Annotated in this window: 20 protein-coding genes; 15 read left to right on the top strand and 5 right to left on the bottom strand. The window is 65.4% G+C overall.

The features are described 5' to 3' along the window. Window positions 1-74 precede the first annotated feature (74 nt). Window positions 75-2969, bottom strand: a complete 2895-nt coding sequence (locus KK131_RS15075) for a TonB-dependent receptor (protein WP_214557546.1) — start codon at window positions 2967-2969, stop codon at window positions 75-77. A gap of 434 nt (window positions 2970-3403) precedes the next feature. Between KK131_RS15075 and KK131_RS15070 the strand changes: the two genes are divergently transcribed. Then, entirely contained in the window at window positions 3404-5026 is a 1623-nt protein-coding gene (locus KK131_RS15070) for an alpha-glucosidase family protein (protein WP_214557545.1), read from the top strand. Further along, window positions 5026-5997 (top strand): alpha/beta hydrolase-fold protein, encoded by a 972-nt coding sequence (locus tag KK131_RS15065; RefSeq protein WP_214557544.1) that lies wholly within the window; start codon window positions 5026-5028, stop codon window positions 5995-5997. The genes KK131_RS15070 and KK131_RS15065 overlap by 1 nt, the downstream gene beginning before the upstream one ends. Before the next feature lie 63 nt (window positions 5998-6060). Here KK131_RS15065 and KK131_RS15060 read toward each other — a convergent pair whose 3' ends face one another. Together KK131_RS15060 and KK131_RS15055 are read right to left on the bottom strand one after the other, a co-directional pair. After that, on the bottom strand, window positions 6061-7713 hold the full coding sequence (locus KK131_RS15060; protein ID WP_214557543.1) for a M28 family metallopeptidase: 1653 nt from the start codon (window positions 7711-7713) through the stop codon (window positions 6061-6063). Between the two features lie 81 nt (window positions 7714-7794). Beyond that, window positions 7795-8229, bottom strand: coding sequence for a PepSY domain-containing protein (locus tag KK131_RS15055; RefSeq protein ID WP_214557542.1), 435 nt, complete (start codon window positions 8227-8229; stop codon window positions 7795-7797). A gap of 191 nt (window positions 8230-8420) precedes the next feature. Between KK131_RS15055 and KK131_RS15050 the strand changes: the two genes are divergently transcribed. Together KK131_RS15050 and KK131_RS15045 are read left to right on the top strand one after the other, a co-directional pair. Next, a complete protein-coding gene (locus KK131_RS15050) occupies window positions 8421-8957 on the top strand; it encodes an FHA domain-containing protein (RefSeq protein ID WP_214557541.1) in 537 nt (178 codons plus the stop codon). Then, entirely contained in the window at window positions 8954-10660 is a 1707-nt protein-coding gene (locus KK131_RS15045) for a protein kinase (protein WP_214557540.1), read from the top strand. The genes KK131_RS15050 and KK131_RS15045 overlap by 4 nt, the downstream gene beginning before the upstream one ends. Before the next feature lies 1 nt (window position 10661). Here the strand turns inward: KK131_RS15045 and KK131_RS15040 are convergent, their stop codons facing one another. Next, entirely contained in the window at window positions 10662-11582 is a 921-nt protein-coding gene (locus tag KK131_RS15040) for a LysM peptidoglycan-binding domain-containing protein (protein WP_214557539.1), read from the bottom strand. Window positions 11583-11695: 113 nt separating this feature from the next. Beyond that, window positions 11696-11974 carry a 2-hydroxyacyl-CoA dehydratase gene (locus KK131_RS15035; RefSeq protein WP_214557849.1) on the bottom strand — a complete coding sequence of 93 codons (279 nt, stop codon included), beginning with the start codon at window positions 11972-11974 and terminating at the stop codon, window positions 11696-11698. Between the two features lie 591 nt (window positions 11975-12565). Between KK131_RS15035 and KK131_RS15030 the strand changes: the two genes are divergently transcribed. From KK131_RS15030 to KK131_RS14980, 11 genes are read left to right on the top strand one after another with little or no spacing between them, the layout of a single operon-like run. Further along, on the top strand, window positions 12566-13966 hold the full coding sequence (locus KK131_RS15030; protein ID WP_214557538.1) for a TIGR03013 family XrtA/PEP-CTERM system glycosyltransferase: 1401 nt from the start codon (window positions 12566-12568) through the stop codon (window positions 13964-13966). Window positions 13967-14026: 60 nt separating this feature from the next. Beyond that, entirely contained in the window at window positions 14027-14608 is a 582-nt protein-coding gene (locus tag KK131_RS15025; protein WP_345777271.1) for an XrtA/PEP-CTERM system exopolysaccharide export protein, read from the top strand. 52 nt (window positions 14609-14660) lie between these two features. Then, window positions 14661-16250 (top strand): XrtA system polysaccharide chain length determinant, encoded by a 1590-nt coding sequence (locus tag KK131_RS15020; RefSeq protein WP_214557536.1) that lies wholly within the window; start codon window positions 14661-14663, stop codon window positions 16248-16250. Then, window positions 16247-17158, top strand: coding sequence for an AAA family ATPase (locus KK131_RS15015; protein ID WP_214557535.1), 912 nt, complete (start codon window positions 16247-16249; stop codon window positions 17156-17158). Before KK131_RS15020 ends, KK131_RS15015 begins: the two co-directional genes overlap by 4 nt. Next, window positions 17159-18700, top strand: a complete 1542-nt coding sequence (locus tag KK131_RS15010) for a TIGR03016 family PEP-CTERM system-associated outer membrane protein (RefSeq protein WP_214557534.1) — start codon at window positions 17159-17161, stop codon at window positions 18698-18700. A gap of 7 nt (window positions 18701-18707) precedes the next feature. Beyond that, window positions 18708-19772, top strand: coding sequence for an XrtA/PEP-CTERM system-associated ATPase (locus KK131_RS15005; protein WP_214557533.1), 1065 nt, complete (start codon window positions 18708-18710; stop codon window positions 19770-19772). Continuing rightward, entirely contained in the window at window positions 19769-20680 is a 912-nt protein-coding gene (locus tag KK131_RS15000) for an XrtA system polysaccharide deacetylase (RefSeq protein WP_214557532.1), read from the top strand. The genes KK131_RS15005 and KK131_RS15000 overlap by 4 nt, the downstream gene beginning before the upstream one ends. A gap of 12 nt (window positions 20681-20692) precedes the next feature. Further along, on the top strand, window positions 20693-21754 hold the full coding sequence (locus tag KK131_RS14995; protein WP_214557531.1) for a FemAB family XrtA/PEP-CTERM system-associated protein: 1062 nt from the start codon (window positions 20693-20695) through the stop codon (window positions 21752-21754). Window positions 21755-21757: 3 nt separating this feature from the next. Next, complete coding sequence (locus tag KK131_RS14990; protein WP_214557530.1) at window positions 21758-23011, top strand: TIGR03087 family PEP-CTERM/XrtA system glycosyltransferase; 1254 nt, start codon at window positions 21758-21760, stop codon at window positions 23009-23011. Beyond that, on the top strand, window positions 23008-24576 hold the full coding sequence (gene xrtA, locus KK131_RS14985) for an exosortase A (protein WP_214557848.1): 1569 nt from the start codon (window positions 23008-23010) through the stop codon (window positions 24574-24576). Before KK131_RS14990 ends, xrtA begins: the two co-directional genes overlap by 4 nt. Next, window positions 24573-25769 carry a TIGR03088 family PEP-CTERM/XrtA system glycosyltransferase gene (locus KK131_RS14980; protein ID WP_214557529.1) on the top strand — a complete coding sequence of 399 codons (1197 nt, stop codon included), beginning with the start codon at window positions 24573-24575 and terminating at the stop codon, window positions 25767-25769. The genes xrtA and KK131_RS14980 overlap by 4 nt, the downstream gene beginning before the upstream one ends. Window position 25770 lies beyond the last annotated feature (1 nt).

Below are 25770 nucleotides of genomic sequence, written 5' to 3'. Positions count from 1 at the left end.
TGCGCGGATCGTGAAAAAAAACCCCGCCGGAGAACACACAGCGGGGCACCATGGGGAGGTAATGCCTATACGGCTTACTGGAACTTGTACGAGACGCCGATATCGTAGCGGCGGCCGTAACGCTCCCACGTCAGCACCTGGCGCGGGTCGTTGTTCTGGTAGGTGATGAAGGTCTTGTTGGACAGGTTGGAGCCCTGCACGATGAAGGTCAGGCCCTTCAGGCTGCCGCTGTCGATGCTGTAGCTGACCTGGGCATCGTAGGTGCTGCCGCCCTGGATGGTCTGCTCGATGCGGGACGCGCTGATGCCCGACACCTCGCCCAGGAAGCTCGAACGGTAGCTGTCGCTGATGCGGGCCTCGAAGCCGCTGTGCTGGTAGTACAGCGTGGCGTTGGCGACCCACTTCGACAGGCCCGGCACGGTGATCGGCGTGCTGTTGCCGGCGAACACCAGCGAACTCTTGGTGCGGTTGCCGGTGAGGATCGTGCCGAAGCCGTCGAGTGCCGGCGTGACCAGGTTGAACGGCAGGTTCAAGGTCACCTGGCCGCCCTTCACGTAGCCGTGGCCGTCGTTGGTCGGACCGGAGACGATGCCCAGGGGCGTGCCCAGCTGGGACTGCTGCGTCGGCGTCAGGCCAAACGGCAGGAACGAGCTGAAGTCGTACAGGAAGGCTGCGTTCGGGTTGATGTAGTCCTTCAGCTTGAGGAAGTAGCCCGACAGCGCGAAGTAGCCGCCGCCGCTGCGGCACAGGTCCGAGTTCTTCGCGTCGCCGGCGTTGCACTCGTAGCCGTTGCCGCCGGAGAAGTAGTGCTCGTAGCTGACGTTGTAGTTGTCGGCCATGGTCGGCTTGAGCTTGGCGTTGCCGCCCGAGGCGCTGAAGTACGCCTGGTTCGGATCGGTCGACTGCAGGCGCGTGATGTTGCCGCTCACCCCCAGGCTGGCATTCATCTGGTCCATGCGCGGGCGGGCCAGGGTACGTGCGGCGCTGACGCGCAGGTCGTCGTTGTCGCCGAAGCCGAAGATCAGGTTGGCGCTGGGCAGGACCTTGGTGTAGCTGGTGCTGCCCACCACCGGGATCAGCGTGATCGCGTTGCCGGTGATCGCGCTGCCCGGCGCCACGCGTTCGCCGGTCGAACGCTGCGAGGTGTGCTGTGCCTGCGCACCGAAGTTGCCGCGCAGGCTGACGCCGCCCAGGTAGGTGTCGAGGTTGAACTGCACGAACGGGGTCAGCGTCTTCTCGCGCACGTTCCAGTTCGGCGGCATCGCCAGCGACGAGCCGAAGGTGGGCACCTGCTGCAGGGTGCCGTTGTCGATCAGGCCGAACGGGTTGTAGCAGAGCTGGTCGGCGATGCCCATCCACGACAGCGGGGAGCACGACGTGCCGCTGAACGGCGCGGTGGTGACTGCGCCGCCGCCGCTGATGGTGCCGCCGCCCAGGGTGAGGAAGCTCTGGTCGATGTGGTAGGTCTTGTCGCGGGTGCTGTGCGCCACGCCGAACTCCATGCTGGAGAACGGACCGCTGGAGAAGCTGCGCTCCGCGCTCAGGCGCAGGTTGGCCAGGTAGTCCACGGTGTGCGGCGCGTTGATGAAGCCCGCCTGCACCACGTCGTTGCCGCCGCCCCAGCCTTGCGGGTCGGTCAGCACGACGCCGTTGGTGTAGTCCAGCGACGGGGTGAGGTAGAGCAGCCCGTTGCTGCGCTCGACGAAGCCGACGGTGTCGGTGGCGCCGTTGGCCGGAGTGAAGCCGGTGCCGGAGTAGCTCTCGAGGTTGATGTCGCGGCGGGTGGCGCGCGAGTAGTTCGCGTCGAAGTCGGCCGTCCAGTCCTCGTTGATGGTGAACTTGTTGTCCCAGTTGAAGTTGTAGACCCGGGCGCTGGTGCTGTTGTAGTCGTTGCGGATCACCGGCTTGACGTTGCCGTAGGTGCCGCTGGTGACCATGCCGTTCTGCACGGTCCCGCCCGGCTGCAGTTGCGCGGAGCTCCACCACAGCGGGAACTCCATGCCCTTGGCCTGCTGCACTTCCTTGAAGTTGTCGTAGGTCAGGTCCACGACGCCGCTGTACCACTCGTTCGGCTGCCACTGCACGGTGGCCAGCACGCCGCGACGCTTCATCGTGTCGGAGATGCCGTAGTTCTTCGCGCCGCCGACCACCGCGTTGCCGTCGTTGTCGCCCGGATAGCCCCACGGCGCCTGGTGCTGGATCTGCGCGGGGTTGGATTCCATGTCCACGCCCAGGGTGACGCCGAGGGTGTGGTCGGCGAACTGGTGCACCCACACGCCGTTGACGTTGTAGCCCTTGTCGCTGACGCCGGGGCCACTCGCCAGCTGGGACATGTCGTTCCAGATGTAGTGGGCATTCAGCGCCGCCTCGGGGCCGCTCTTTTCCAGCGGACGGATGGTGTGCATGTCGACGGTGCCGGTGAGGCCCTGGCCGATCAGGTCGGCCTGCGGGGTCAGGTGCACCACCACGTTGTCGAACCAGCTCGACGGATACTGGTCGAACTGCACGTCGCGGTTGTTGGACGTGGAAACCTGCTGGCCGCCGTTGACCAGCGCGGTGGAGAAATCCGGGCCGAGGCCGTGGATGGTCAGCACCTGCGGACGACCGCTGACGGTCTGCACGGCGAGGCCGGGCAGGCGGCCGAGGGTATCGGCGATGCTCACGCCGGGCAGCTTGCCGACCTGTTCGGCCGATACCGCCTCGACGATGCTGCTGGCGTTGCGCTTGAGCGCGGTGGAGTTCTCGATGCTGCTGATGAAGCCGTTCACCTCGACGGCCTGCATCTTCTGCGCCTTGTTGTGCTTGCCGTCGGCGTCCTTGCTGTTCTTGTCGGTCGGCGACGGCTGGGCCTGATCTTGCGTGTCCTGCTGCTGGCTGGCCGAAGGTGCGGTCCCGGCGTAAGCCGTGGCGCAGACGCCAAGGCACACCGATGCAATCGCCATCGCCAGCACGTTGTGTTTCAGAACCATGAACTCCCCTCCCACTAAAGGTGTGTCGCCGTCGATCTCGGTTATTGGATTCCCCCGCGCTTCCGTCGGCGACGACCGTCGGCAGGTGCGCTGCCGAAATTTGCGGCGGCGTGTTTGCATGGTAGGCCGGCATTTCCGCAGCGAAGCATTTCCTGCATACGTATTCATGGCCGGCGCCCTGTTGCGCTTATCGCATTGCAGCATCGCGCATCCGGAAGGCGGGTGCCGGCGGCGCAGGCCGCGACGCGACTCGGCATCGGCGCGTGACGCGTGAACCGCCGCCGGCACGCCGCGCACGCGGCATGCCGCGACTGCAGCACGAATGAATACGTATGCACATCCGTGCTGGTCGCAACGAAGCTGCGGCTAAGCTGATCGGCATTCAACGACGGGCGGTCGGATGTGCCCGCCTCATGCCGAGGGGACACGTTCAAATGAGTGATGCACCCTGGTGGCGCGGAGCCGTCACCTACCAGATCTACCCGCGCAGCTTCCTGGATACCGATGGCGATGGCGTGGGCGATCTGCCGGGCATCATCGAGCGGCTCGACTACGTGGCCAGCCTCGGCGTGGACGCGATCTGGATCGCACCGTTCTTCCGCTCGCCGATGGCGGACTTCGGCTACGACATCGCCGACTATCGCGACGTCGATCCGCTGTTCGGCACGCTGGCCGACTTCGACGCGCTGCTGGCGAAGGCGCACCGCCTCGGCTTGAAGGTGATGATCGACCAGGTGCTCAGCCACACCTCGATCGAGCATGCCTGGTTCAGGGAAAGCCGTGAGAGCCGTGACAACCCGAAGGCCGACTGGTACGTGTGGGCCGACGCGCGCGAGGACGGCAGTGCGCCGAACAACTGGCTGTCGCTGTTCGGCGGCCCGGCCTGGAAGTGGGAGCCGCGGCGCGGCCAGTATTACCTGCACAACTTCCTCGCCTCGCAGCCCGACCTGAATTTCCATCATCCCGACGTGCGCGCGGCCATTCTCGACAGCGTGCGCTTCTGGCTGGACAAGGGCGTGGACGGCTTCCGCCTGGACGCGATCAACTTCTGCTTCCACGACCGCGAGCTGCGCGACAACCCGCCCAAGCCGAAGGAGAAGCGCGTGGGCCGCGGCTTCAGCCCGGACAATCCGTACGCGTTCCAGTACCACTACTACAACAACACGCAGCCGGAGAACCTGGCCTTCCTCGGCGAGTTGCGCGCGCTGATGGACCGTTACCCGGATGTGGCCACGCTGGGCGAGATCTCCTCGGAGGATTCGCTGGCGACGATGGCCGAGTACACCCGCCCCGGCCGGCTGCACATGGGTTACAGCTTCGAGCTGCTCACCGACGACTTCAGCGCCGCGCACATCCGCGGCACGGTGCAGGCGCTGGAAGCGCAGATGACCGACGGCTGGCCGTGCTGGGCGATCTCCAACCACGACGTCGAGCGCGTGCTGACGCGCTGGGGCAGGGATCAGCCCTCGCCGCAGCTGGCCAACCTGCTTGCCGCGATGGTCTGTTCGCTGCGCGGTTCGGTGTGCGTCTACCAGGGCGAGGAACTGGGCCTGACCGAGGCCCAGCTGCCGTACGAGTCGCTGCAGGATCCCTACGGCATCGCGTTCTGGCCGCAGTTCAAGGGCCGCGACGGTTGCCGCACGCCGATGCCGTGGAACGATGCCGACGCACATGCCGGCTTCAGCCGCGGCAGGCCGTGGCTGCCGGTGCCGCAGGAACATCGCGCACTGGCTGTGAGCCGGCAGGATGCCGATCCGCATTCGGTGTTGAACGGTTTCCGCGCCTTCATGCGCTGGCGCAAATCGCAGCCCGCGCTGCGCTGGGGCGACATCGCATTCGTCGACACCGCCGAGCCGGTGCTGGCGTTCACCCGCCGCCTGGACGGGCAGACCGTGCTGGTGGTGTTCAACCTGGCCGGTGCGCCCATCGACATCCGCCTGCCCGCGGCGCTCGGCCAGCCGCGTCTGCTGGACGGCCATGGGCTGTTGCAGGGGCATTTCGACGGCGGCCAGTTGCGATTGCCCGGCTACGGCGCCTGGTTCGCCAGCGTGGAATGATGGCGCGGCGCTGGTTCGTGCGGGGCTTCCTGTGCGGCGTGCTGCTGACTGGCGGCGTGCCGGCGGCGCTGGCGTCGAACGAAACCGGCGTGGTGCAACTGCGGCTCGATGCACCGGCGTTCGCGCCGGAGAAGATCGCGGTCACGGTATATCTGCCGCCGGATTACGACCGCGCCGCGATGCGCCGTTATCCGGTGCTGTACGCGAACGACGGCCAGGACATGGAGGCTGTCGGCCTGCAGCCGGCCCTGGCGCAGCTGTATCGGGACAAGGCGATCGGGCCGGTGATCGTGGTGGCGATCGGGATGCTCGCCGATCGCGCCAGCGGCTACGGCCTGTCCGACCGCGCCGCGGCGCGCAGCCTGGTCGGCGGTTCGCCGATCGGCCCGATCGGCACGCGCGCGCAGGACTATTCCGCCTGGGTCGCCACGGCGCTGGTGCCGTATGTGGACGCGCACTACCGCACGCGCCAGTCCGCGCGCGGGCGCACGATGCTGGGCTGGTCGCTGGGCGCGTTGAACGCGTTCAACCTCGGCTGGCAGTACCCGGAAGTGTTCGGCCAGGTCGGCGCCTTTTCGCCCTCGTTCTGGCTGGCCGCGGATCGCGGCAGCGCCACGGCGGTGCAGCACACGCGGCTGGCGCAGGCGATGGTCGATCACGGCCGCAAGCGCGCAGGCTTGCGCATGTGGTTCGCGGTGGGCACGGCGGAGGAAACCAAGGATCGCGACGGCGACGGCATCAACGATACCGTCGACGACACGCAGGACCTGCTGCAAGGCTATCGCGGCGCCGACGGCTTTCGCCTGCGCGGGCTGAAGCAACTGGGCTATACGGTCAACATGGATGCCGCGAAGCATCCGTCGCGTCACGCCGACGCCACGCTGTTCCTGCTGCCCGGCGGCGTGCACAACCAGGCGTCGTGGAAGCGGATGCTGCCGGTGTTCCTGCGCTGGGCCTACGGCCTGCACTGACGATTGTTCCTCCCCCTGCTCGCAGGGGGAGGTTCGGGAGGGAATACATCAGGAACCCGGGGCTTACTTCCGCTCGGCGGCGCTGGCGTCGCGGGTGGCGCGGAATTCGGAGTCCTTGCCCCAGTTCGGCCACTGGTCCGAGTTCGCCAGGTCGTGGCCGACGATGTAGAGCAGCTGCAGGTCGCGCGCCATGCCGGTGAACGGCCAGTTGGCCTGCCATTCGTCGGCAGGCTGGTGGTAGCGCTTGGCGGTGTAGTCGTCTTCCGCCGCCTTGCCGGCCGCGAGGCCGCCCTCGATCCAGTCGTTGCCGGAGCCGAACGAGATGGCGGGCACGCCGCGCTTGGCGAACGAGAAATGGTCGGAGCGGAAGAAGTGGCCGGCCTCCGGCTTCGGGTCCGCGGTGTAGGCCACGTCATGCTGCTTCGCCACCGCGACCAGGTCGTCCAGCAAGCCGAGTTTCGCGCTGCCGGAGATGGTGAAGTTGCGTGCCGGGCCATGCGGGTCGAGCGCATCCATGTTGAGCACGCCCACGGTGGTGGCCAGGGGGTACAGCGGGTTGGCGGCGTAGTACTCGGAACCGAGCAGGCCCTTCTCCTCGGCGGTGACGTTGAGGAACACCACCGAACGCTCGGGCTTCGGCCCCTGCGCGAACGCGCGGCCCATTTCGATCAGCGCCGCGGTGCCGGTGGCGTTGTCGACGGCGCCGTTGTAGATGCGGTCGCCTTTCGCGTCCGGCGCGCCGACGCCGAGATGGTCCCAGTGCGCGCTGTAGATCACCGTCTCGTCCGGGCGCTTGCTGCCCTCGACGCGGCCCACGATGTTGTGCGAGGTGATCACTTCGGAATCGACCTTGAAGTTCGCCGACAGGCTCTCGCCCTTCAGCGCCACCGGCTTGAACGCGCGCGTCTGCGCCTGCTTCTTCAGCGCGTCGAAATCCAGCCCGGCGTGCTTGAACATCCGTACCGCCAGGTCGCGCTGGATCCAGCCTTCCAGCTCCGGGTGCACCGCAGCCGGCTTGTCGCGCACGATGTCGAACATCGCGTTGGTGTTGGAGTTCTTCACCGTGGCCCAGCCGTACGAGGCCGGCGCGGTCTCGTGGATCACCAGCATGCCGAGCGCGCCTTGCCGCGCGGCTTCTTCGTACTTGTAGGTCCAGCGGCCGTAGTAGGTCATGGCCTTGCCGCCGAAGTCGCCGTGGCCGGTCTCGAAGTCGGGGTCGTTGACCAGTACCACGGCGATCTTGCCGTGCAGGTCGACGCCCTTGAAGTCGTCCCAGTTGCGCTCCGGCGCCTTGACGCCGTAACCGACGAATACCAGCGGTGCGTTGGCGACCGCGACCGTGGTCGAGCCGTCCATCGGCGCGCGCACGGCGATCTGCTCGCCCTGCGTCAGCGCCTCATGTTTGTCGCCCAGGCTCAGTTTCAGCGCGGGCGTGCCCACGATCTGGCTGCGCCGCAGCGGCACCGCCTGGGTCCATCTGCGCTTGCCGTCCTTGAGGTCGCCGCCGGGTTGCAGCCCGGCGGCCTTCATCTGCGCCACCACATAGTCGATGGTCTTCGTCTCGGCCGGCGTGGCCGGACCGCGGCCCTCGAAGGCATCCGAGGACAGCGTCTTCACTTCGGCGGACAGCCGCTGAGGGCTGAAGGTCGGCGTGTCGGCGGCCTGCACGACCGAGCATGCGGCCATGATCAGGGCGGAAAGGAGCAGTCGCTTCACGGGCGGTCACCTGTGTCGGGGGAAGGAATCCCCCCGATGGTAGTGAGCATCCGCCGTCCGGTCCATCCGGCGAACGCGCCCTTAGTAGGTGCCGATCACCTTGCCGCTGGTGGCGTCGATCTTCAGTTTGACGCGGTTGCCGGCAGGGTTGTCCGCCTTGGCCTTCCACATGCCGTCCTCGAATTCCACGTCGTGCACGTTCGTGTAGCCCTGGGTTTCCAGCGACGCACGCACGTCCTGCTTGCTCAGCTGCGACACCTGCTTGTCCGGGTACACCTGGCCGGTCCTCGCGTCGATGCGCAGGTCCACCCGCTCGCCGTTCGCGCTTTTCGCCTCGGCGTACCACATGCCGTTCTTGAACTTCAGGTCGTGCACCTTGGTATAGCCTTGCGCGGTGAGCTGGCTCTGCACCTGCGGTTCGGTCATGGCCTGCTGTGCCGCCGCGGCAGCGGAGACTCCCGACGCCAGCGTTCCCAGCGCCAGAGTGAAAGTCAGTGAAGCGAGCTTGTTCGTCATGGGGGAGCACCTCGTTGCCTGCGGGAAACCCGAGTCTTGAGCAGCCCCACTCAACCCGCAGTGAACGCGGACCGTCGCGGCCGGCTACCGTTCAGGCACGTGACTTTTGCGTCAACGATTTCTGGCCTTGGCGCCCTCGACCGTCCCCCAGTTGGTTATAGTTCGAACTGGTTCGGAGGCATGGGGTTTCGATGAGCGATCGTGGTCAGGCACCGTTCCGCTCCGGCGAACGATCTTCAGGACCGCAGGGCACCCGGTTTTTTTCCACCGAGGCATTGCGGCAGTACGCCAGCGATGCCGGGGAGAGGGTGGATGACCGGGCCAGCGTGCACGAGCCGGTGCTGGAAGGCAGCAGCCCCGGCATCGAGGGGCGCCGCTTCACCCTTCGTCCCGGCCGGCAGGCCATCGGCCGCCGGGTCGACAACGAGATCGTCGTCGACGACCTCAGCGTATCCGGCAGCCATGCCTGGATCACCAACCAGCAGGGCCGCTGCGTCATCGTGAACACGCTGTCCACCAACGGCACGTTCGTGAACGACCGGCGCATCCACGAGGCGACCTTGCGCCACGGCGACCACATCCGGCTGGGGCAGGCGGAGTTCGTGTTCCTGACCCGCGAGCGCGACCTGCCGAGGCCCGCATCGCGGCGCTGGATCGGCGCGATCGTGCTGCTTGCCGTGCTCGGCATCCTGGGCACGCTGGCGTGGTGGTTCCTCGGGTCGCCATGAGCGAGAGCGCCATTCCGCAGCAGGTCGGCCGCTATCGCGTCGAGGGCATCCTCGGCGAAGGCGCGATGGCCGTCGTCTACGCCGGTTTCGATCCGGGCATCGAGCGCAAGGTGGCGATCAAGTGCCTGCACCGGGAGATTGCCGCCGATCCCGCCTACCGGCGCCGGTTCCTGGTCGAGGCGCGCGCGGCAGGCCACCTGACCCATCCGCACATCGTCACCATCTTCGACGTCGGCGAGACCGACGACGGCCGCTCGTACATCGCGATGGAGCGCCTCTCGGGCGAGACGCTCGCCGGCGCGGTCAGCCGCGAGGGGTTTCCGCCGCTGCCGGTGATCATCGACCTGGTGGGACAGCTCGCCGCCGCGCTCGACTATGCGCATGCCCGTGGCGTCCTCCATCACGACGTCAAGCCCGAAAACATCATGCTGGCCGACGGCTGGAGCTACGCCAAGATCAGCGACTTCGGCATCGCCGAGCGCCGCGGTTCGCCGCGCGACGCCGGCGGGATGCCCGCGGAAATCGGCGGCACGCCGGCCTACATGGCGCTGGAGCGCCTGCGCGGCGAGCGCAGCGACGCGCGCAGCGACCTGTTCTCGCTGGGCGTGGTGCTGTACTGGCTGGTCACCGGCAAGCTGCCGTGGCCGGACATCGGCAACATGCAGCAGCTGATCAGGAAGCGGCTGCGCTCGCCGCGTCCGCCGATCCGCCCGCGCGACCCGGCCACGCCGTCGATCTTGATCAGCATCGTGCGCACCTTGCTGGCGCCCACGGCGGAGTCGCGCTACCAGCGCGGCGCGGAAGTCATCGACGACCTGCGCCTGGCCGCGCGCGAGTACGAGCGCGAGCGCGAAAATCCGCTGGCGACCCGCATCATTTCATTGCGCCTGCGCTGGGCCAGCAGCCTGGGCGCCATCCTGAGCCTGGTGCTGATGCTGGGGCTGGCCGCGATCTACGCCAAGCAGAGCGCCGCGGTGACCGGCGTGGCGCTGGATTTCGGCAGTTCGATGGGACGCATGATCGCCAGCGAATCGGCCGAGAACCTGCTGCTCGACGATCACGCCGCCACCCGCGCCCTGGTCACGGATGTCTCGCGCAACCAGCAGATCCACTACCTGGCGATCGCCGATCGAGCCGGCGACGTCATTGCCAGCACGCGGCAGGAGGAGGTCGGCCACAAGCTGCCTGCTCCACAGGGGATGCAATACCTGCCGCGACCGGACGATATCCAGAGCTACCTCAGCCGGACCGCGGGCGACCGCGGGCAGGGCGGGATGCTGCTGTTCGACGTGCCCATCCATTACCAGGCGAAGACGGTGGGCGACCTGCGCCTCGGGGTCAGCAATGCGGCCCTGCGCGCGGCGCAAAGGACTACGCTGGGGGTGATCGCCATCGTGCTGGTGCTGACCCTGGCGGCCGTCGTCGGCGCGGCCTACTGGCTGTTCCGCCGGCCGCTCAACACGCTGGACCTGCTTGGCGATGCGCTGCTGAGGGTGGCGCGCGGGGATTATCGCCATCGTATCCGGCTGGCTCGCCGCGATGAGCTGGGCCGGCTGTTCGCTGCCTTCAACCTGATGAACGGCGCGCTGCAGGCCCGGCAGCACCGGTCCGAGTCCGCGCCGGCAAGCGCCGCTGCGGACGTGACGCGGCCGACGCAGATCATATCGGCGATAGCCGACGAAGGCGGCGCCAGCGAGGCCTGAGTCAGTACTGCTTGAGCCGCTGCTTGAGCTCGCGCGCGCGGGTGCGGTAGACGATCGCCGGCTCGTAGTCCGGCGCGATCGCCAGCACCCGGTCCCACAGCGCGATGGCCTGGTCCAGTTGCTGGTCGCGGTACAGCACGATCGCGCGCTCGTGGTACGAGTCCAGCAGCTGCGTTCGCAGCGCGGTCGCCCCGGCTCCGGCCGGTTTCAGTCGCGGGTCGATGGCCAGCGCCTGGTCGAGGCGGGCGAGCGCCTGGTCCTTGTGTCCCTGGCCGAGCAGGGACACGCTCTCGCTCTGCAACCGGCGCGCCTCTGCCGCCGGCGATTCGGTGCCGCGCACGATCGCCGTCGGCAATGTCGTGGCGGTCGACGATTCGGCCGCAATCGCGGCATCGGTGCCGGCGGACAGCGGCATGTGCAACGTCTCGCCCGCGCGTAGCAGGGAAGGATTGGTCGAGCCGTTGTAGCGGGCCAGGATCAGGAACCGGTTCGGGTCGCCGAGATAACGGCTGGCCAGGGTGCTGTAGGAATCGCCCGGCTGCACGACGTGCGCGCGCCAGCGCTCGCCCAGCGCCTGGCGGGGATCCACGGTGAGCTGGTGCAGCATGGCCTGCGCCGCGCGGTCGCCGGGATGCTGTTTCAGGTAGCGCCGCAACGCTGTCTCGCCCTCGGCGTAGTGGCCAAGCTGAAGCTGATTGCGGATGATCGCAGCCAGCGAAGGCTGCGGGGGCGTTCCTGCCGACGCGGGCGATGCCGTCGGCGATTGCGACGGAGTGACTACCACCGTGGAATGCCCGCCGCGCAACGTAGCACAGCCGTTCGCGCCCAGCGCGACCGCGGCCACGACGACCCATGGCGTCCATGTTCGCCACGGCCGGCCAGCGCCAGGCAGCAGTGCGTGGATGTCGATTTGCATGCTCATCGTCCGGCAGTCCCCCGTCGCAGCATCCGCCCAGGAAGGGCGGGCCGCACCGTCGGCCGGGCATTATAACTCCGGTGTCCACAAGAACTGCCGCCGGGTGGGGCCCGGAACAGCTACGCCTTGCGCGTCCGCCGGGGCTTTGCCTGCGCCGCCGCGATCAGCTGCTGCAGATAGGCAATACCTTCCTCTTCCGGGAAGAACGCCACCACGTCCGCCACGCTCAGCTCATGCCGTTTGCGCAACACCAGGAACTCCTCCCGTGCCATCGCCAGCCGCTGCACCGCCGCGGCCTTCTTGCCGAGAGGCTTGGCCGGCTGCTGTTTTTCAGCCTTGCGTTCGAGCTTGGCGAGCTCTTCCTGGAACTGGCGGAAGTCGTATTTCTGGGTGGACATGAAGTAGGGGCGCCATCGGTGGGTGCCCGATTTTCGCACGTCGGCGCGCTGCGGCGCAGGCATGGCGTGTCCGCTGCCGTCATGCCTGCACGTCGGCAGCGGTCGCTTCGTTTGAAGCAGGTGTCAGCCCGCCAGGAATCCATGGCGGCTTTTCGAAAGAGAACCTGAAGTGGTTCGGATGCATGGTGAAGCAGTATCCGTGCCAATGCGCGTAATTGTGATTGTTCGCTGATGGCCGCAAGCCAGCTGCAGAAATTTCTCTTTCGGCGTGCGCCGGTCAATCAGATGCAGAAATCCTCGCCATTCGCCGTGCCGGTGTCGGGCTTGCGGTGCGCGATCACCGTTCCTCCCGGCGTTTTTCACGGGAAGGTCACCTGTTCAAGGCTAAAGGTGGAAAGACGCGGCGGTTTGAATCCGAGTGACCGCAGCCCCCGGTCCAACAACCGGATCCGAGTCGTCTCGTGCTCGCGATTTTAACACATAAAATCTACGCAAAACGTGACATGTTCCGCATTTAGAGTATAAAGGTTGTCCCTCTGTCGCGATCAGTCATGCCGGCGGAAGGATTCGTTGCTGCGGGGAGGCGCAAACATGTACGGATTATTCCGATTCCGTGCGCTGCACTGGCAGTTGTTGCTGGTGTCGGCCGAGTTTGTGCTGCTGGTGGCGAGTGTCTATGCCGCGGTGGTGCTGCGTTACCTGGGTGACGTCGACACCCAGGCTGCGTTCAGCGCAGCGCTGCATTGGCGTGGGTTGCTGGTGGCGATGGTGCTGATTGTCTCGATGGCGGCGCTGGGGCTGTACGAAGTCCATCTGCGGGCGGGCTGGCTCGGGCGGCTCAGTCGGCAAGGCATTGCCTTCGTGCTGGGTGGCATCGCGCTTACCGTGTTGTATTACGCGGTTCCTCCGGCGTATCTGGGCCGCGGCGTTCTGGGCATCGCGCTGATAGTCGGTTACTTCGTCGTGGCGTTGTGGCGGGTGGCGTTCCTGGGTTTCGTGGACGCCGACCTGTTCAAGCGCCGCGTGGTGATGTTCGGCGCCGGCGAGCGCGCCGCCGAGGTGAGCCACAAGATGCGCCGCAGGACCGATCAACGCGGGTTCAAGGTCCTGGGTTACGTGCCGGTTGGTGCCGATCCGGTATTCATCTCCGCGCCTTTGCTGCTGCAGCCCGACGGGAACCTGTACGAATGGGCGACCCGGCTTGGCGTGGACGAAATCGTGGTGGGGCCGGACGATCGTCGCGGCACCTTGCCGGTGGATGCGTTGTTGGAATGCAAGCAGCGCGGCATGGCAGTGACCGAGCTCACCGAGTTTTTCGAGCGCGAGGCCGGCAGGATCAAGATGGATCTCACCAACCCCTCGTGGCTGGTATTTTCGGATGGCTTCAACAGCTCCCCGGTGCGGCGCACGATCAAGCGAGCCTTCGACGTGGCCGTCGCCGCGCTGGTGTTGCTGGTGGCATGGCCGTTCATGCTGTTGACGGCCCTGGCCATCCGGCTGGAGTCGGGTCGTGGCGCGCCGATTCTGTACCGCCAGGAACGGGTTGGTGAAAACGGCGAGCTGTTTTCGTTGATCAAGTTCCGCAGCATGGGCACCGACGCCGAGCGCGACGGGGTGGCCCGTTGGGCCAGCAAGAACGACGGCCGGGTGACCCGGGTCGGGCATTTCATCCGCAACGCCCGGCTGGACGAGTTGCCGCAGCTCTGGAACGTGCTGTGCGGCGACATGAGCATCATTGGCCCGCGCCCGGAACGGCCGCAGTTCGTGGACGACTTCAACACCCGCATCCGCTACTACCGCTTGCGTCATTGCGTGAAGCCGGGGCTGACCGGCTGGGCTCAGCTGCGCTACCCGTACGGCGCGTCGCTGGAGGACGCCGAGCAAAAGCTGAATTTCGACCTGTTCTACGTGAAAAACCACAACCTCGTGTTTGATCTGAGCATCCTGGTCCAGACCGTGGAAGTGGTGCTGTTCAGGCGTGGCGCGCGCTGAAATCGGGGAGAACAAGCAATGAAACCGCTACCGGGAAACTACGTCTTCTGGCTGGTGATGGTGGCTGGCTTGCTGCTGCTTGGCGGTTGCAGCAGTGCACCGACTATCGATGGTTCGGCCGCGGCGACGCCGCCGGTGGACCGCTACATCATCGGTCCGGGCGATTCGCTGGAAATCTTCGTGCGCGACAATCCCAGCCTGAGCACCACCGTGCCAGTGCGTCCCGACGGGCGTATCTCGATCCCGTTGGTGCAATCCATCGTGGCGGCCGGCGAAACCCCGGACAAATTGGCTGGCGACCTGGAGAGCGCGTTGAGCCGCTACATCCGTTCCCCGCTGGTGACCGTGATCGTCAAGAGTTTCGTCGGCGCCTATAGCCAGCAGGTGCGCGTCGTCGGGCAGGCAGCGATGCCCAAGGCGGTGCCGTACCGCAGCGGCATGACCCTGCTCGACGTGATGATCGAAGTCGGCGGCCTCACCAAATTTGCCGCTGGCAACGGAGCGAAGGTCGCGCGCCGGCTGCCCGACGGCAATGAGCAGACCATCCCGGTGCGGCTCGACGACCTGATGAACGGCGCGATCAAGTACAACATGGTCATGTACCCCGGCGACATTCTGATCATTCCGCAGTCATTGCTTTGACGCGGCGGGCGCGAGTGCATGGCAACCGTCAATGACATCGGGAAGGGAAGTGATGCAGAAACAATCGATCGATTTGCGTGAGCTGTTTCAGCATGTACTGCTGGAGGCACGCACCGCTTGGCGCTACCGCTGGCATGCGCTGATCGTCGCGTGGTGCGTGACGATCGTCGGCGCGCTGCTGGTGTTCAGCCTGCCGAACAAGTATGCGGCCAATGCCCAGGTGTATGCCGACACCGAGGCGTTGACGAATCCGCTGCTGCGTGGTGTCGCGGTGCAGCCAGACGTGCGTGGGCGCCTCCAGATCATTACCCAAACGTTGCTTTCGCGTCCCAATCTCGAGGCCGTGGCAGACAAGACCGGGCTGTCTCTGCGCGCCACGACCCCGGCGGACAAGGATGAGTTGCTGGTGAGCCTTGGCGCTGCCGTCACGGTGAAGGGGGCCGGCCCAAAAGACCTCTACGACCTGAGCTACGTCGATCCCGACCGGCAGATGGCGCAGAAAGTGGTACAGGCGTTCCTGCAGATTCTCATGAACGACACGCTGGGCACGAATGCCGCGTCCACCGAGGCGGCGCAGAATTTCCTGCAGCAACAGGTCCAGGCTTACGGCAGCCGGCTGAACGAGGCGGAGCAGAAACTCGCGGATTTTCAGAAGGCCAACGTCGGCTACATTCCAAGCCAGGGCGGCAGCAATTATTTCACGCGCCTGCAGGAGGCCGAGACCCAATTGCAGAACCTGCAGGGCCAGTACGATACGGCCGTCGCCAGTCGCGCGACCATCCAGCAGCAGATGCGCGCCATGGCGAGCAGCGGCCCGACCTCATCGGGAATCGATCCGCGCACCCAGGAGGTCGACAAGCAGATTGCGTCTTACCAGCAGCAGCTCAACCAGCTGTTGCTGAGTTATACGGATGAATACCCGGACGTGATTTCCACCCGGCGCATGATCGCGCAACTTCAGGCGCGGCGCGAAGCTCTGCAGAAGAATGCACCCGGGACCTCGATGATGGGCGTGGTCTCGGACAACCCGGTATACCAGGAGATGCAGAAATCCATGTATTCCACCCAGGTCAGCATTCAGACGCTGGCCACGCAAGTCGCCCTGCAGAAACGGCAGGTTGCCGACCTCAAGGGCAACGTGGACAAGATCTCCGACGTGCAAGCCACCTTGCAACGGCTGATGCGCAATTACGACGTCACCAAGAAACAGTACGACCAGTTGGTGGAGCGCTTGAACACGGCCGAGCTGTCTCAGGACGCAACGCAGAGCGGCAACAACCTGAAATTCCGCGTTATCGATCCACCGGTCGTTCCGCCGCTGCCGGTGAGTCCGAAACGCGGGCGGTTGTTATTGCTGGTGCTCGCGTTGGCGCTGGCCATCGGCGGCGGGTTTGCGTATTTCCTGCATAAAATAAATCCGGTGTTCGTGAGCCTCAAGAGTTTGCGCGAGTCCGGCGATTACCCCGTGCTCGGTGCGCTCAGCTTGATCGTGTCGCCATCGCGGCGCCAGGATCGGCGCCGCGAGGTGGTCGGGTTTTGCACCGGGGCTGGTCTGCTGGCCGTGGTGCTGGTGCTGGGGTTCGCCTTTGACGGACAGCTTACCCAGCTGGTGCAGCATTTCTTTGTGGTGGGGGCCGCATGAGCATCGTTGAGAAGGCAGTCGAGAAGCTCAAGACCTTGCAACCTGAACTGCTGGTATCGCCACCTGTCGAGGCGGTAACACCGCATTCGGCGTCGACGATCGAGCGTTTGTCGGGCAGGGCGCGGGCGGTGGGCCAAACCACGGAAACCGCGCCGCTCTGGCACGTGGATCAGATGGCGCTCGAGCGCGCGGGTCTGCTCCCCGCTGGTGACGAGGCGAACGATCGGCTCGCGGACGAGCTGCGCCGCGTCAAACGGCCGTTGATGGACAATGCCATCGGAAATGGCCCCAAAGTATTGCCGCACGCAGGGCGCATCATGGTGACCAGCGCGGTGCCGGGCGAAGGCAAGACCTTTACCGCGTTGAATCTTGCCCTGAGTCTGGCGCGCGAGCTGGATTTCGAGGTATTGCTGGTGGACGGCGATATACCGAAATCCCATATCACCCGCGTTTTCGGGCTCGGCGGGCAGCCTGGCCTGATGGACGTGCTGGTGGACGAACGGCGCCATCCTGCCGAAGTCATCGTGCAAACCGATGTACCGAATCTGCTGGTGGTGCCGGTAGGGGAGCGTCATCCACTGACCGCCGAGCTGTTCGGCAGCCTCCGCATGGAATATGTACTTGAGGAACTTGGCGGCCGGAACCTGCACCGTCTGGTGGTATTTGACTCTTCGCCCTTGCTGGCGACTTCGGAGTCGCAGGTGCTGGCTTCCCACATGGGCCAGGTTGTTGTGGTGGTAGCCGCAGGTCGCACAGGCCAGCATGCCGTCAATTCGGCTCTGCAAAGTTTGAATGACTCGCAATATGTCGGTCTGATTCTCAATATGAGCTGCCTGCCGGCAAGCGAGAACCACTACGACAACTACTACGGTCTGTATTCCCGGGGCCGCTTTGCCGGGGAAGCCTAGATGCGTGCCCTGTCGGCGTCGGTGGTTTTGTCGTCGATCACCCTGGGCGGCTGGCTGGCCGGGGCTGCAGCCCAGAACGCGGACGTTGGGACGCTGTCAGCGCTGAACTCGGCCTTCGGCGGACCCGCCGGGAACTCCGAGAATCCGCCACCGGGCGTCATCCCGCAGCCGAGCGTCGACTCTCCGGGGGTGGTCACGGGCATCACGCTCGGTGAGCTGTACACCGATAACCTCATGCTTGCGGCCAGCGGCAAACCGAAACAAACGAGCTGGATCACCGAGATTCAGCCATTTATCAAATCGGCCTACAGCGGACCGCGATTTTCCGGAGTATTTGACTACACGCTCACTGGATATCTGTACAAGGGACAATCGCGCCATAACCAGTTGGCGCAAAACCTCGACACTCACGGCACGCTCACCCTTCTTCCGCAGCACTTCTTCCTCGACGGCAGTGCGTTGTACGGACGCGAAGTCATCAACAACGAATTGCCGGCCGGGTCCGGCACGTTTTTGCTGGACAATAACCGCGCCAATGTCGCGCGGGCCACGCTCAGCCCGTACTGGATCCAGGACCTTGGCAACGTCGGCACCGCGACGCTGCGTTACAGCTATGGGCGCGTGCTGTACAACACCAAGGGCATCCCCGCGCAAAACAACGATTTGTTGATCGGCATATCCGACATCACCAGCAACGCGCTGCAGTTCAACCTTGTGAGCCCGCAGTACGAAACGTGGAGTTGGAACCTTGGCTATTCCGATCAGCGTATCGAGTTTGATTCCGGCCGCAACTCGCGTTTTGCGATTGCCAAGCTGGGAGCCGCCATGCAGGTCCGTGAAAATACCAGCTTGCTTGCCGATGTCGGCAAGGAAAACAAGTTCCTGGCGGATGGCACGGTGGACAGGCTGGGTGCGAGCTTCTGGGATGCCGGTATCGAGTGGTCGAACACGCTGAATAATTTCAAGGTACTGGTCGGGCATCGGTTTTATGGCCGCAGCTACCAGTTGTCCTGGACGCGCACAGCCGCCTTGCTGACGACGGCCGCAAGTTACGTGGAACAACCCACCGACCTCAACCAGCAGTTGCTGGGGCAGGGCGTGGACGTTACCCCGCCACCCGGATTCCCTGTGACTCCCTCGCTCAGGGAGCAGCAGGTTTACCTCATGAAGCGTGCCACCGCGTCGGCGGCCTACGAGATGCCCAAAGGCAGATTGCAGGTGACGCTATACGACGAGCGGCGCACTTATTTTCTGTTGAACAGCGGCCAGGAAAGAGTGGCGAATGCGGATGTCGCCTGGCTGTTCAATATCGGGCCGTTCACCACGTTGACCCCGACCTATGGCTGGCAGCGTTACCGGCACCAGGATGGGCAGACCAACTACAACCAGTACGCGCAACTGGCGGTCGTGCATCAACTCGACCCGAAAAATTTCGCCAGCCTGCGGCTGCGCCGCGATTCCCGCAATGTGTCTACCGGATCGGCAGGCGCGCGGGGATACCGCGCGAACGTGATTTTCCTGCAGTTCACCCACCTGTTCTGAGGACGACATGTATCAGGCGTTTTACAAGCTGCGCGGCAAGCCTTTCCAGTTGACCCCGGATCCGGGAATGCTGTTCCCCAGCAAGGGTCACAAGCGCGCCATGGCGTATCTGCTCTACGGTTTCGAGCAGGGCGAAGGCTTCGTGGTGATCACCGGCGCCGTCGGAACCGGCAAGACGCTGCTCATCCAGAAGCTGTTCGAGGCACTCGCGCATCGCAATATTGCCGTAGCCAGTATCGCCTCGGCCAATCTCGATGGCGACGATATATTGCCGGCGGTGGCTTCGGCGCTTGACCTGCCTTATGAGGGGCGCAGCAAGGAGGCTCTGCTGCAGGATGTGAAACGGCACCTGATATCGCTGCATGCCCGTCTGACGCACGCCCTGCTGGTGGTGGACGAGGCGCAAACGCTTACCCCGGCGGCACTCGAGATGCTGCGCATCCTGTCGAATTTCGAGTTCAAGGGTCGTGCGCTCCTGCAGGTATTTCTCGTCGGCCAGACCGAACTGCGGCGCATCATCGTCAGCAACCACATGGAGCAATTGCGCCAGCGCATCATTGCCTCCCACCGGCTCGAACCGATGAGCGAGGAGGAAAGCCAAGCGTACATCCTGCACCGCCTGCGTACCGTCGGCTGGAACAACGACCCGGAACTGGCGCCGGAAATTTTCAGCGGGGTTTACCGGGCCAGTCACGGGATCCCGCGCAAGATCAACCTCGTCATGGACCGGCTGCTGTTGCACGGTTATCTGGAAGAGCTGCACGGCCTGGACCAAGCGGCGCTCACCGTCGTGCTCGACGAAATCCAAGAGGAGATGGCCGGTGTGCCGCCGACACTGGAAGCGCCAGCCGTGCCCCAGGACCTGGATCTGACGCATGCTGCCGTGCCATCGAAACGGGAATGCGGACTTGCCGCGCCGGACCTCGAACGCAACAAATTCATGTTGCAGTTGATGCGCGACGAGGTCCGACGCAGGGAAGCACTGCTGGCCGCGTCGTCGCTGGCACCGGTCGTGGACGAGGCGATGATTGCCGACGCGCGGTACCCGCGTTCCGGCCAGGAAGGCAAATGAGCACGGCGCCACCACGGCTCGAGCCCGTCACCAACGCCATGACGGTGGACGTGGAGGACTATTTCCAGGTGGCCGCCTTCGAAAAGTGCATCCGGCGCGAGGATTGGCCGCACTGGCCCGTCCGCGTCGAAGGCAATACCCGGCGCGTGCTGGAGCTTTTCGAGCGTCACGGTGTGCATGCCACTTTCTTCGTGCTTGGCTGGGTGGCCGAACGCTTCCCGGTGCTGGTGCGCGACATCAGCGCCGCCGGCCATGAGGTCGCAAGCCACGGTTTCGGCCACGAGCGTCTGACGGATCTGAGCCGAGCGGAGTTTCGCGACAGCATTACGCGCACAAAACTTCTGCTCGAGGACGTCACCGGTACCGCAGTGCATGGCTACCGGGCGCCCAGTTATTCCATTGGGCCCACCACGTTGTGGGCTCACGAGGAATTGCGCGAAGCGGGGTACCGCTACAGTTCCAGCATCGTGCCGATCCATCATGATTTGTACGGCATGCCGGCGGCACCGAGATTTCCGTTTTTTGCGAAGCGCTCCGGCTTGCTCGAAATCCCGGTGACGACGGTGCGGCTATGCGGGCGCAACTGGCCGTGCGGCGGCGGTGGTTATTTTCGCTTGCTGCCGTATGTGCTGTTCAAGCGCGGCCTGCGGCGCGTCAACCGGCGTGAGCGGCGCTCCGGCGTGTTCTATTTCCACCCATGGGAAGTGGATCCGCAGCAGCCGCGGGTGCCCGGCGCGACGCTCAAGAACCGGGTGCGCCACTATTTGAACCTGACCCGCACGGCGCCGCGGCTTGAGCGGCTCGTGCGCGACTTCCGTTTCGACCGCATGGATCGGGTATTTCTCGCCCGCACCCACGCCGACTATCCGGTGGTGGCGCTGCAGGCCGCCGAACTCTGTGCGCATTGAGAGGGATGCGACATGCTCGACCGTGCGGACGACAGCCATTCCGCCAACCCTTGCACCGTCAAGCGCCTGGGACGTGGCGACGAGCGGCGTTGGGACGCTTTTGTCGAGAGTGCGCCGCGGGCCACGTTTTTCCACCGGGTGGCCTGGCGCGGGATCCTCGAGCAGGTGCTTGGTCACCGCTGCCACTATTTGTACGCGGAACGGCATGGGGTCATCACGGGCGTTCTGCCACTCACCGAGATGCGCAGCCGGCTGTTTGGCCACGCGCTGATTTCAACGCCGTTTTGCGTGTATGGCGGAGCGGTGGCAAGCGATCCGGACAGCGAGGCGCAGCTCATCCAGGCCGCGACCGCGCTCGCCGACGAGCTGCGCGTCGATTATCTCGAACTGCGCGAGCGCGAGTTGCGCCACCCCGCCTGGCCGGTCAAGGATCTGTACGTCAGCTTCCGCAAGGCGATCTGTCCGGACCATGACAAAAATCTCAAGGCGATCCCGCGCAAGCAGCGCGCCATGGTGCGCAAGGGCGTCGGCGCCGGCTTGCAAGCGCGCCATGGCGGCAGCATTACCGAGTTTTACCGGGTGTACGCCGAGAGCGTGCGCAATCTGGGTACGCCGGTGTTGTCGCGCAACTATTACGCGAGACTGCAGCAGGCGTTTGGCGCGGATTGCGAGGTTACCGTAGTCGCCCACCAGGGGCAGCCGGTGGCCGCGGTCATGAGCTTCTACTTTCGCGATGAAGTGCATCCGTATTACGGCGGCAGTGTGGCGCGTGGCCGTGACCTCGCGGCCAACGATTTCATGTACTGGGCGGTGATGCAGCGCGCGGTCGAGCGCGGCGCCCGGCTGTTCGACTACGGCCGCAGCAAGCAGGACAGCGGTTCCTATCACTTCAAGAAGCACTGGGGTTTCGAGCCGCAACCGCTGCCCTATGCCTATTACCTGGTGCGTGCCAGGACGGTTCCCAATATCAGTCCCACGAACAGCAAGTACAGTCTGTTCATCGAGGCTTGGAAGCGGCTGCCGCTGCCGGTGAGCTGTGCGCTGGGCCCATGGCTTGCGCGGGATCTGGGTTAGCGCATGCAATCGGTATTGTTCCTCTGCCACCGGCTGCCCTGGCCACCCAGCAAGGGTGACAAGATCCGCTCGTACCACGTGTTGCAGCGGCTCGCCGAACGCTACCGCGTGTATCTCGGCACGTTCGTGGACGATCCGGCTGACTGGCGACACCTTGCGCCGGTCGAGGCCTTGTGCGCCGAGGCGTGTGTCCGGCCTTTGCCGCCTTGGCGCGCGGGCTGGCGCGCGCTTGCCGCGCTGACGCGAGGCGAAGCGCTTACCGTCGGGGTTTACCGCGACCGCGTGATGCGGCACTGGGTCGAACGGTTGTTGGCCGACCACAAGGTGGAGCTGGCCTTGTGCTACTCGTCCGGCGTGGCGCCGTTCGTCATGCGGCACGCCCCGCTGCGCCGGGTCATGGATTTCGTGGACGTGGACTCCGACAAGTGGCACCAGTATGCGCAGCAGGCCCGTGGTGGCGTGAAGCGCATGCTGTACCAGCGGGAAGCGCGGCGATTGGCGGAGTTCGAGCGCACGATCGCCGCGCAATTCGACGCCAGCGTGTTTGTCTCGGAAGCCGAAGCGGCGTTTTTCCGGCGCCTGGTGCCGGAATCGGCAGGCCGGGTGCACGGCATCCCCAACGGGGTGGATGCCGGGTATTGGGATCCGCAACGAGCCTGTTCCAGTCCCTACCGGCCGGGAGAACGGGCGGTGGTGTTTGTCGGTGCCATGGATTACCGCGCCAACGTGGATGCGGTGCACTGGTTCGCGCACGAAGTCTGGCCGCGGATTGCCGCCCGGCGGCAGGACGCCCGCTTTTACGTCGTGGGAAGCAGGCCGACAGCAGCGGTCCGCGCGCTGGGCCAGCTCGCGGGCATTACGGTTACCGGGCGGGTGGAGGATGTGCGGCCGTACCTGGCGCATGCACATGCCGTGGCGGCACCGCTGCGGATTGCGCGCGGCATTCAGAACAAGGTGCTGGAGGCGCTGGCCATGGAGAAGGTACTGCTGGCGACGCCTGCGGCCTACGCGGGCGTCGCGGATTTCGCGGGTCGCCAGGGTTGCATCGATGAATCGCCCGAGGCCATGGCGACGGAAGCCCTGCGCTGGCTGGATGCGCCGCAAGCCGTGCGGGTGCCGGCGGCCCGCGCCGAGGTGCTGTCCCGCTATGACTGGGCGCGCAGTCTCGACACGTATGAAAACGTGCTGTGCAATGCGCAGTCCGGTGCAGCTTCCGTGAGTGCCGTTGGCACTGCCGGGTTGGAGGCGTGCCCATGAACAGGCCGCTTGCCGCCGTGGCCGGCTTTTCCGTGCGCACTTCCGGCTGGGCACTGGCCGCGGCCGCATTCGCCGTCGCCGTCGCCGTGCTGCTGGTGTGCTACTGGCGGACCGTGCAATCGCTGGTGTGGACCTGGGATCACGATGGAACTTATCAGTACGGCTTTCTGATCTTTCCGTTGAGCCTGTGGACGGTATTCAACCTGCGCCATCAACTCCAGGCGAACCCGCCGGTGCCGAGTGCCTGGGGCCTGGCAGCGGTGGCTGCGTTGGTGTTTGTCTGGTATGCCGGCCGCCTGCTCGACATCAATCTGGCGCAGCATTTCGCGTTCGTGGCGCTGTTTCCCGCGCTGGTGCTGGCCTGCTGGGGATGGCGCGCGCTATGGGTGTTGGCGTTTCCGCTCGGCTATCTGGTGGTGTTCGCGGTTCCCTGGGGCGATGCGCTGGTGGGTCCGCTGCAAGACATCACGGCGCATTTTGCGGTGCGTGCGCTGGAGCTGACCGGCACGCCGGTCCTGCTCAACGGCCGGGAGATCATCACGCCTTCGGCGGTATGGATGGTGGCCGATGCATGCAGCGGCGTGAAATTCTTCAACGCCTGCACCGCACTCGGCTGCCTGTATGCCTACCTGATGTACCAGCGCTGGTGGAAGCGGGTGGTTTTCGTGGCGCTGGCGGCGGTGGCTCCGGTCGTCGCGAACGGCTTGCGGGTGTATTTCACCGTGCTGATCGGCGAGACCTGGGGGCTGGAACACGCGACCGGCACGGACCACATGATTTTTGGCTGGCAGTTCTTCGGCACGGTGCTGGTGCTGCTGTTGCTGGCCGGCTGGTTTTTCCGCGACCCACTCGTGGCGCCGGAACATCCCTTCGCACGTGGCGGCAGGCCTGCCGGCGCACGCACCATGGTCTGGCCGGCGGCAGTGGCGCTGTTGATCGCGGGTCCGGCCTTGGCCGCCGGACTCGCGGCACCGGCACCACCGGAAACCATGCACTTGACCGCACCGGCGATCGTCGGCTGGAGCGGGCCGCAAGCTGCCGCGGACGGCTGGCGGCCGATCTTCAAGGGGACGGCGGGGCAGGTGCGCGCGTCCTATCAATCGGCCGCCAGTGGTGACGTGGTCGAGTTGTTTCACGCCATCTATACCGGCAAGCCACGCCGCGGACATACCCTGATCACCTATGGCAACGATCTCTACGATTCGGCGCATGCGCAAATCCTGAGTCGTGCCAGCCGGCAGATTGAACTCGCCCATGGGTGGAGCACGACTGCCGGAGAGCTGCGGCTGGTCGGTACGACCGGCTCGCGGTTGGTGTGGTACTGGTATTGCGTGGATCGCCGCTGCACCCGTTCGCCAGTGTTGACCAAGTTGCTGCAGGCGTGGGGTGTGCTGCGCGGGCAGGTACCGCGATCTTCGGTGTGGGCATTGTCGTCGCCGGTCGTCAGCGACGATGCCGATCGGGTGCGGACGAGGTTGCGCGCCTTTGCGCAGGCGCTGCCCGCGCCCGGCGCGTCGGATGTGCAGGCGCGGCGGCCACCCGATCTTGCGGGGAGCCAGCCATGAACGAGCGGCCGCTGATCGTGCATGTGCTCTACCGGCTGGACACCGGTGGCATGGAGCGCGTCGTGGTGTCGCTGATCAACGCGACGCACGATCGTTACCGCCACGCGGTGATTGCGCTGGCCGGCTTCGGGGCATTGCGGCATGAAATCGAGAACGCGGCCGCCGCATGCGTGTCGCTTGAAAAGAAGCCAGGCAAGGACTGGCCCTGCTACTTTCGATTCTGGCGCGCGCTGCGCGCGCTGAAGCCGGACCTGGTACAGACTTACAACATCGGGACGCTGGACCTGGCACCGGTCGTGAAATTGGCCGGCGCACACCGACTGGTCCACGCCGAACACGGACGCGACGCTGCCGATCCGGGCGGAGACAATCGCAAATACCACCGGTTGCGGCGTTGGATGGCGCCGCTGGTCGGGCGATATGTCGTGGTGTCGCCGGACTTGCGGATCTGGCTCACGGAACGTGTGCGCATTCGGTCGTCCAAGGTAACGTATATCGCCAACGGAATTGACGCGGCGCCGTTCGATGTGCCGCGCCCCCGCTCCGGGCCGCGCAGACAGCTGGGCGATTTTGCGCCGCCGGGCACCGTGCTGGTTGGCAATGTGGCGCGCCTCGACAAGGTCAAGAATCACGCGGGTTTGCTCCTCGCGTTCAAGCTTTTGTGTGAAGAAGACGGGCGCAAAAATGCCGCGTGCCGCTTGATCGTCGCCGGTGACGGGCCGCAACGCGGGGAATTGGAGCAGCAGATTGTCCAGCTTGGCCTGACGGAAACGGTGCGGCTGCTCGGCAACCGCGGTGATGTGGCGCAACTGCTGGCGGAGTGTGACGTATTTGCCTTGTCTTCTGTTGCCGAAGGCATGCCGATCACCTTGCTGGAAGCCATGGCCGCCGGGCTGCCCGTGGTCGCAACCGACGTCGGGGGCGTAGCCTCGATGGTCGAGGCCGGGGTGACCGGTACGCTGGTGCCGGCCGGCGATCCGCACGCCCTTGCGGCGGCTCTGCGCGCCTATGCCGCAGATGAAAAACTGCGGTCTCGGCATGGCGACGCCGGGCGCGCGCGCGTCGCTGCGCAATTCAGTTTGCGCACCATGGTGTCCGCGTATGTCGCGCTGTACGACGAACTGCTGGGTCGGCAGGCGGGCATCGTACGGCCACGCGTGATGTCCGGCTTGAGCGGGCACAGGGAGAATTGAC

Source organism: Rhodanobacter sp. LX-99 (assembly GCF_018599185.1).
Taxonomy (GTDB): Bacteria; Pseudomonadota; Gammaproteobacteria; order Xanthomonadales; family Rhodanobacteraceae; genus Rhodanobacter.
Note: the sequence above shows the minus strand (reverse complement) of the source record. Positions and strands in the feature narration are given on the sequence as shown.

Bases quoted from the DNA above. Each gene is read 5' to 3' on its own strand.
- KK131_RS15075 (WP_214557546.1), bottom strand. From the start codon at position 2,969: ATGGTTCTGAAACACAACGTGCTGGCGATGGCGATTGCATCGGTGTGC.
- KK131_RS15070 (WP_214557545.1), top strand. From the start codon at position 3,404: ATGAGTGATGCACCCTGGTGGCGCGGAGCCGTCACCTACCAGATCTAC.
- KK131_RS15065 (WP_214557544.1), top strand. From the start codon at position 5,026: ATGGCGCGGCGCTGGTTCGTGCGGGGCTTCCTGTGCGGCGTGCTGCTG.
- KK131_RS15055 (WP_214557542.1), bottom strand. From the start codon at position 8,229: ATGACGAACAAGCTCGCTTCACTGACTTTCACTCTGGCGCTGGGAACG.
- KK131_RS15050 (WP_214557541.1), top strand. From the start codon at position 8,421: ATGAGCGATCGTGGTCAGGCACCGTTCCGCTCCGGCGAACGATCTTCA.
- KK131_RS15045 (WP_214557540.1), top strand. From the start codon at position 8,954: ATGAGCGAGAGCGCCATTCCGCAGCAGGTCGGCCGCTATCGCGTCGAG.
- KK131_RS15040 (WP_214557539.1), bottom strand. From the start codon at position 11,582: ATGAGCATGCAAATCGACATCCACGCACTGCTGCCTGGCGCTGGCCGG.
- KK131_RS15035 (WP_214557849.1), bottom strand. From the start codon at position 11,974: ATGTCCACCCAGAAATACGACTTCCGCCAGTTCCAGGAAGAGCTCGCC.
- KK131_RS15030 (WP_214557538.1), top strand. From the start codon at position 12,566: ATGTACGGATTATTCCGATTCCGTGCGCTGCACTGGCAGTTGTTGCTG.
- KK131_RS15020 (WP_214557536.1), top strand. From the start codon at position 14,661: ATGCAGAAACAATCGATCGATTTGCGTGAGCTGTTTCAGCATGTACTG.
- KK131_RS15015 (WP_214557535.1), top strand. From the start codon at position 16,247: ATGAGCATCGTTGAGAAGGCAGTCGAGAAGCTCAAGACCTTGCAACCT.
- KK131_RS15010 (WP_214557534.1), top strand. From the start codon at position 17,159: ATGCGTGCCCTGTCGGCGTCGGTGGTTTTGTCGTCGATCACCCTGGGC.
- KK131_RS15005 (WP_214557533.1), top strand. From the start codon at position 18,708: ATGTATCAGGCGTTTTACAAGCTGCGCGGCAAGCCTTTCCAGTTGACC.
- KK131_RS15000 (WP_214557532.1), top strand. From the start codon at position 19,769: ATGAGCACGGCGCCACCACGGCTCGAGCCCGTCACCAACGCCATGACG.
- KK131_RS14995 (WP_214557531.1), top strand. From the start codon at position 20,693: ATGCTCGACCGTGCGGACGACAGCCATTCCGCCAACCCTTGCACCGTC.
- KK131_RS14990 (WP_214557530.1), top strand. From the start codon at position 21,758: ATGCAATCGGTATTGTTCCTCTGCCACCGGCTGCCCTGGCCACCCAGC.
- xrtA (WP_214557848.1), top strand. From the start codon at position 23,008: ATGAACAGGCCGCTTGCCGCCGTGGCCGGCTTTTCCGTGCGCACTTCC.
- KK131_RS14980 (WP_214557529.1), top strand. From the start codon at position 24,573: ATGAACGAGCGGCCGCTGATCGTGCATGTGCTCTACCGGCTGGACACC.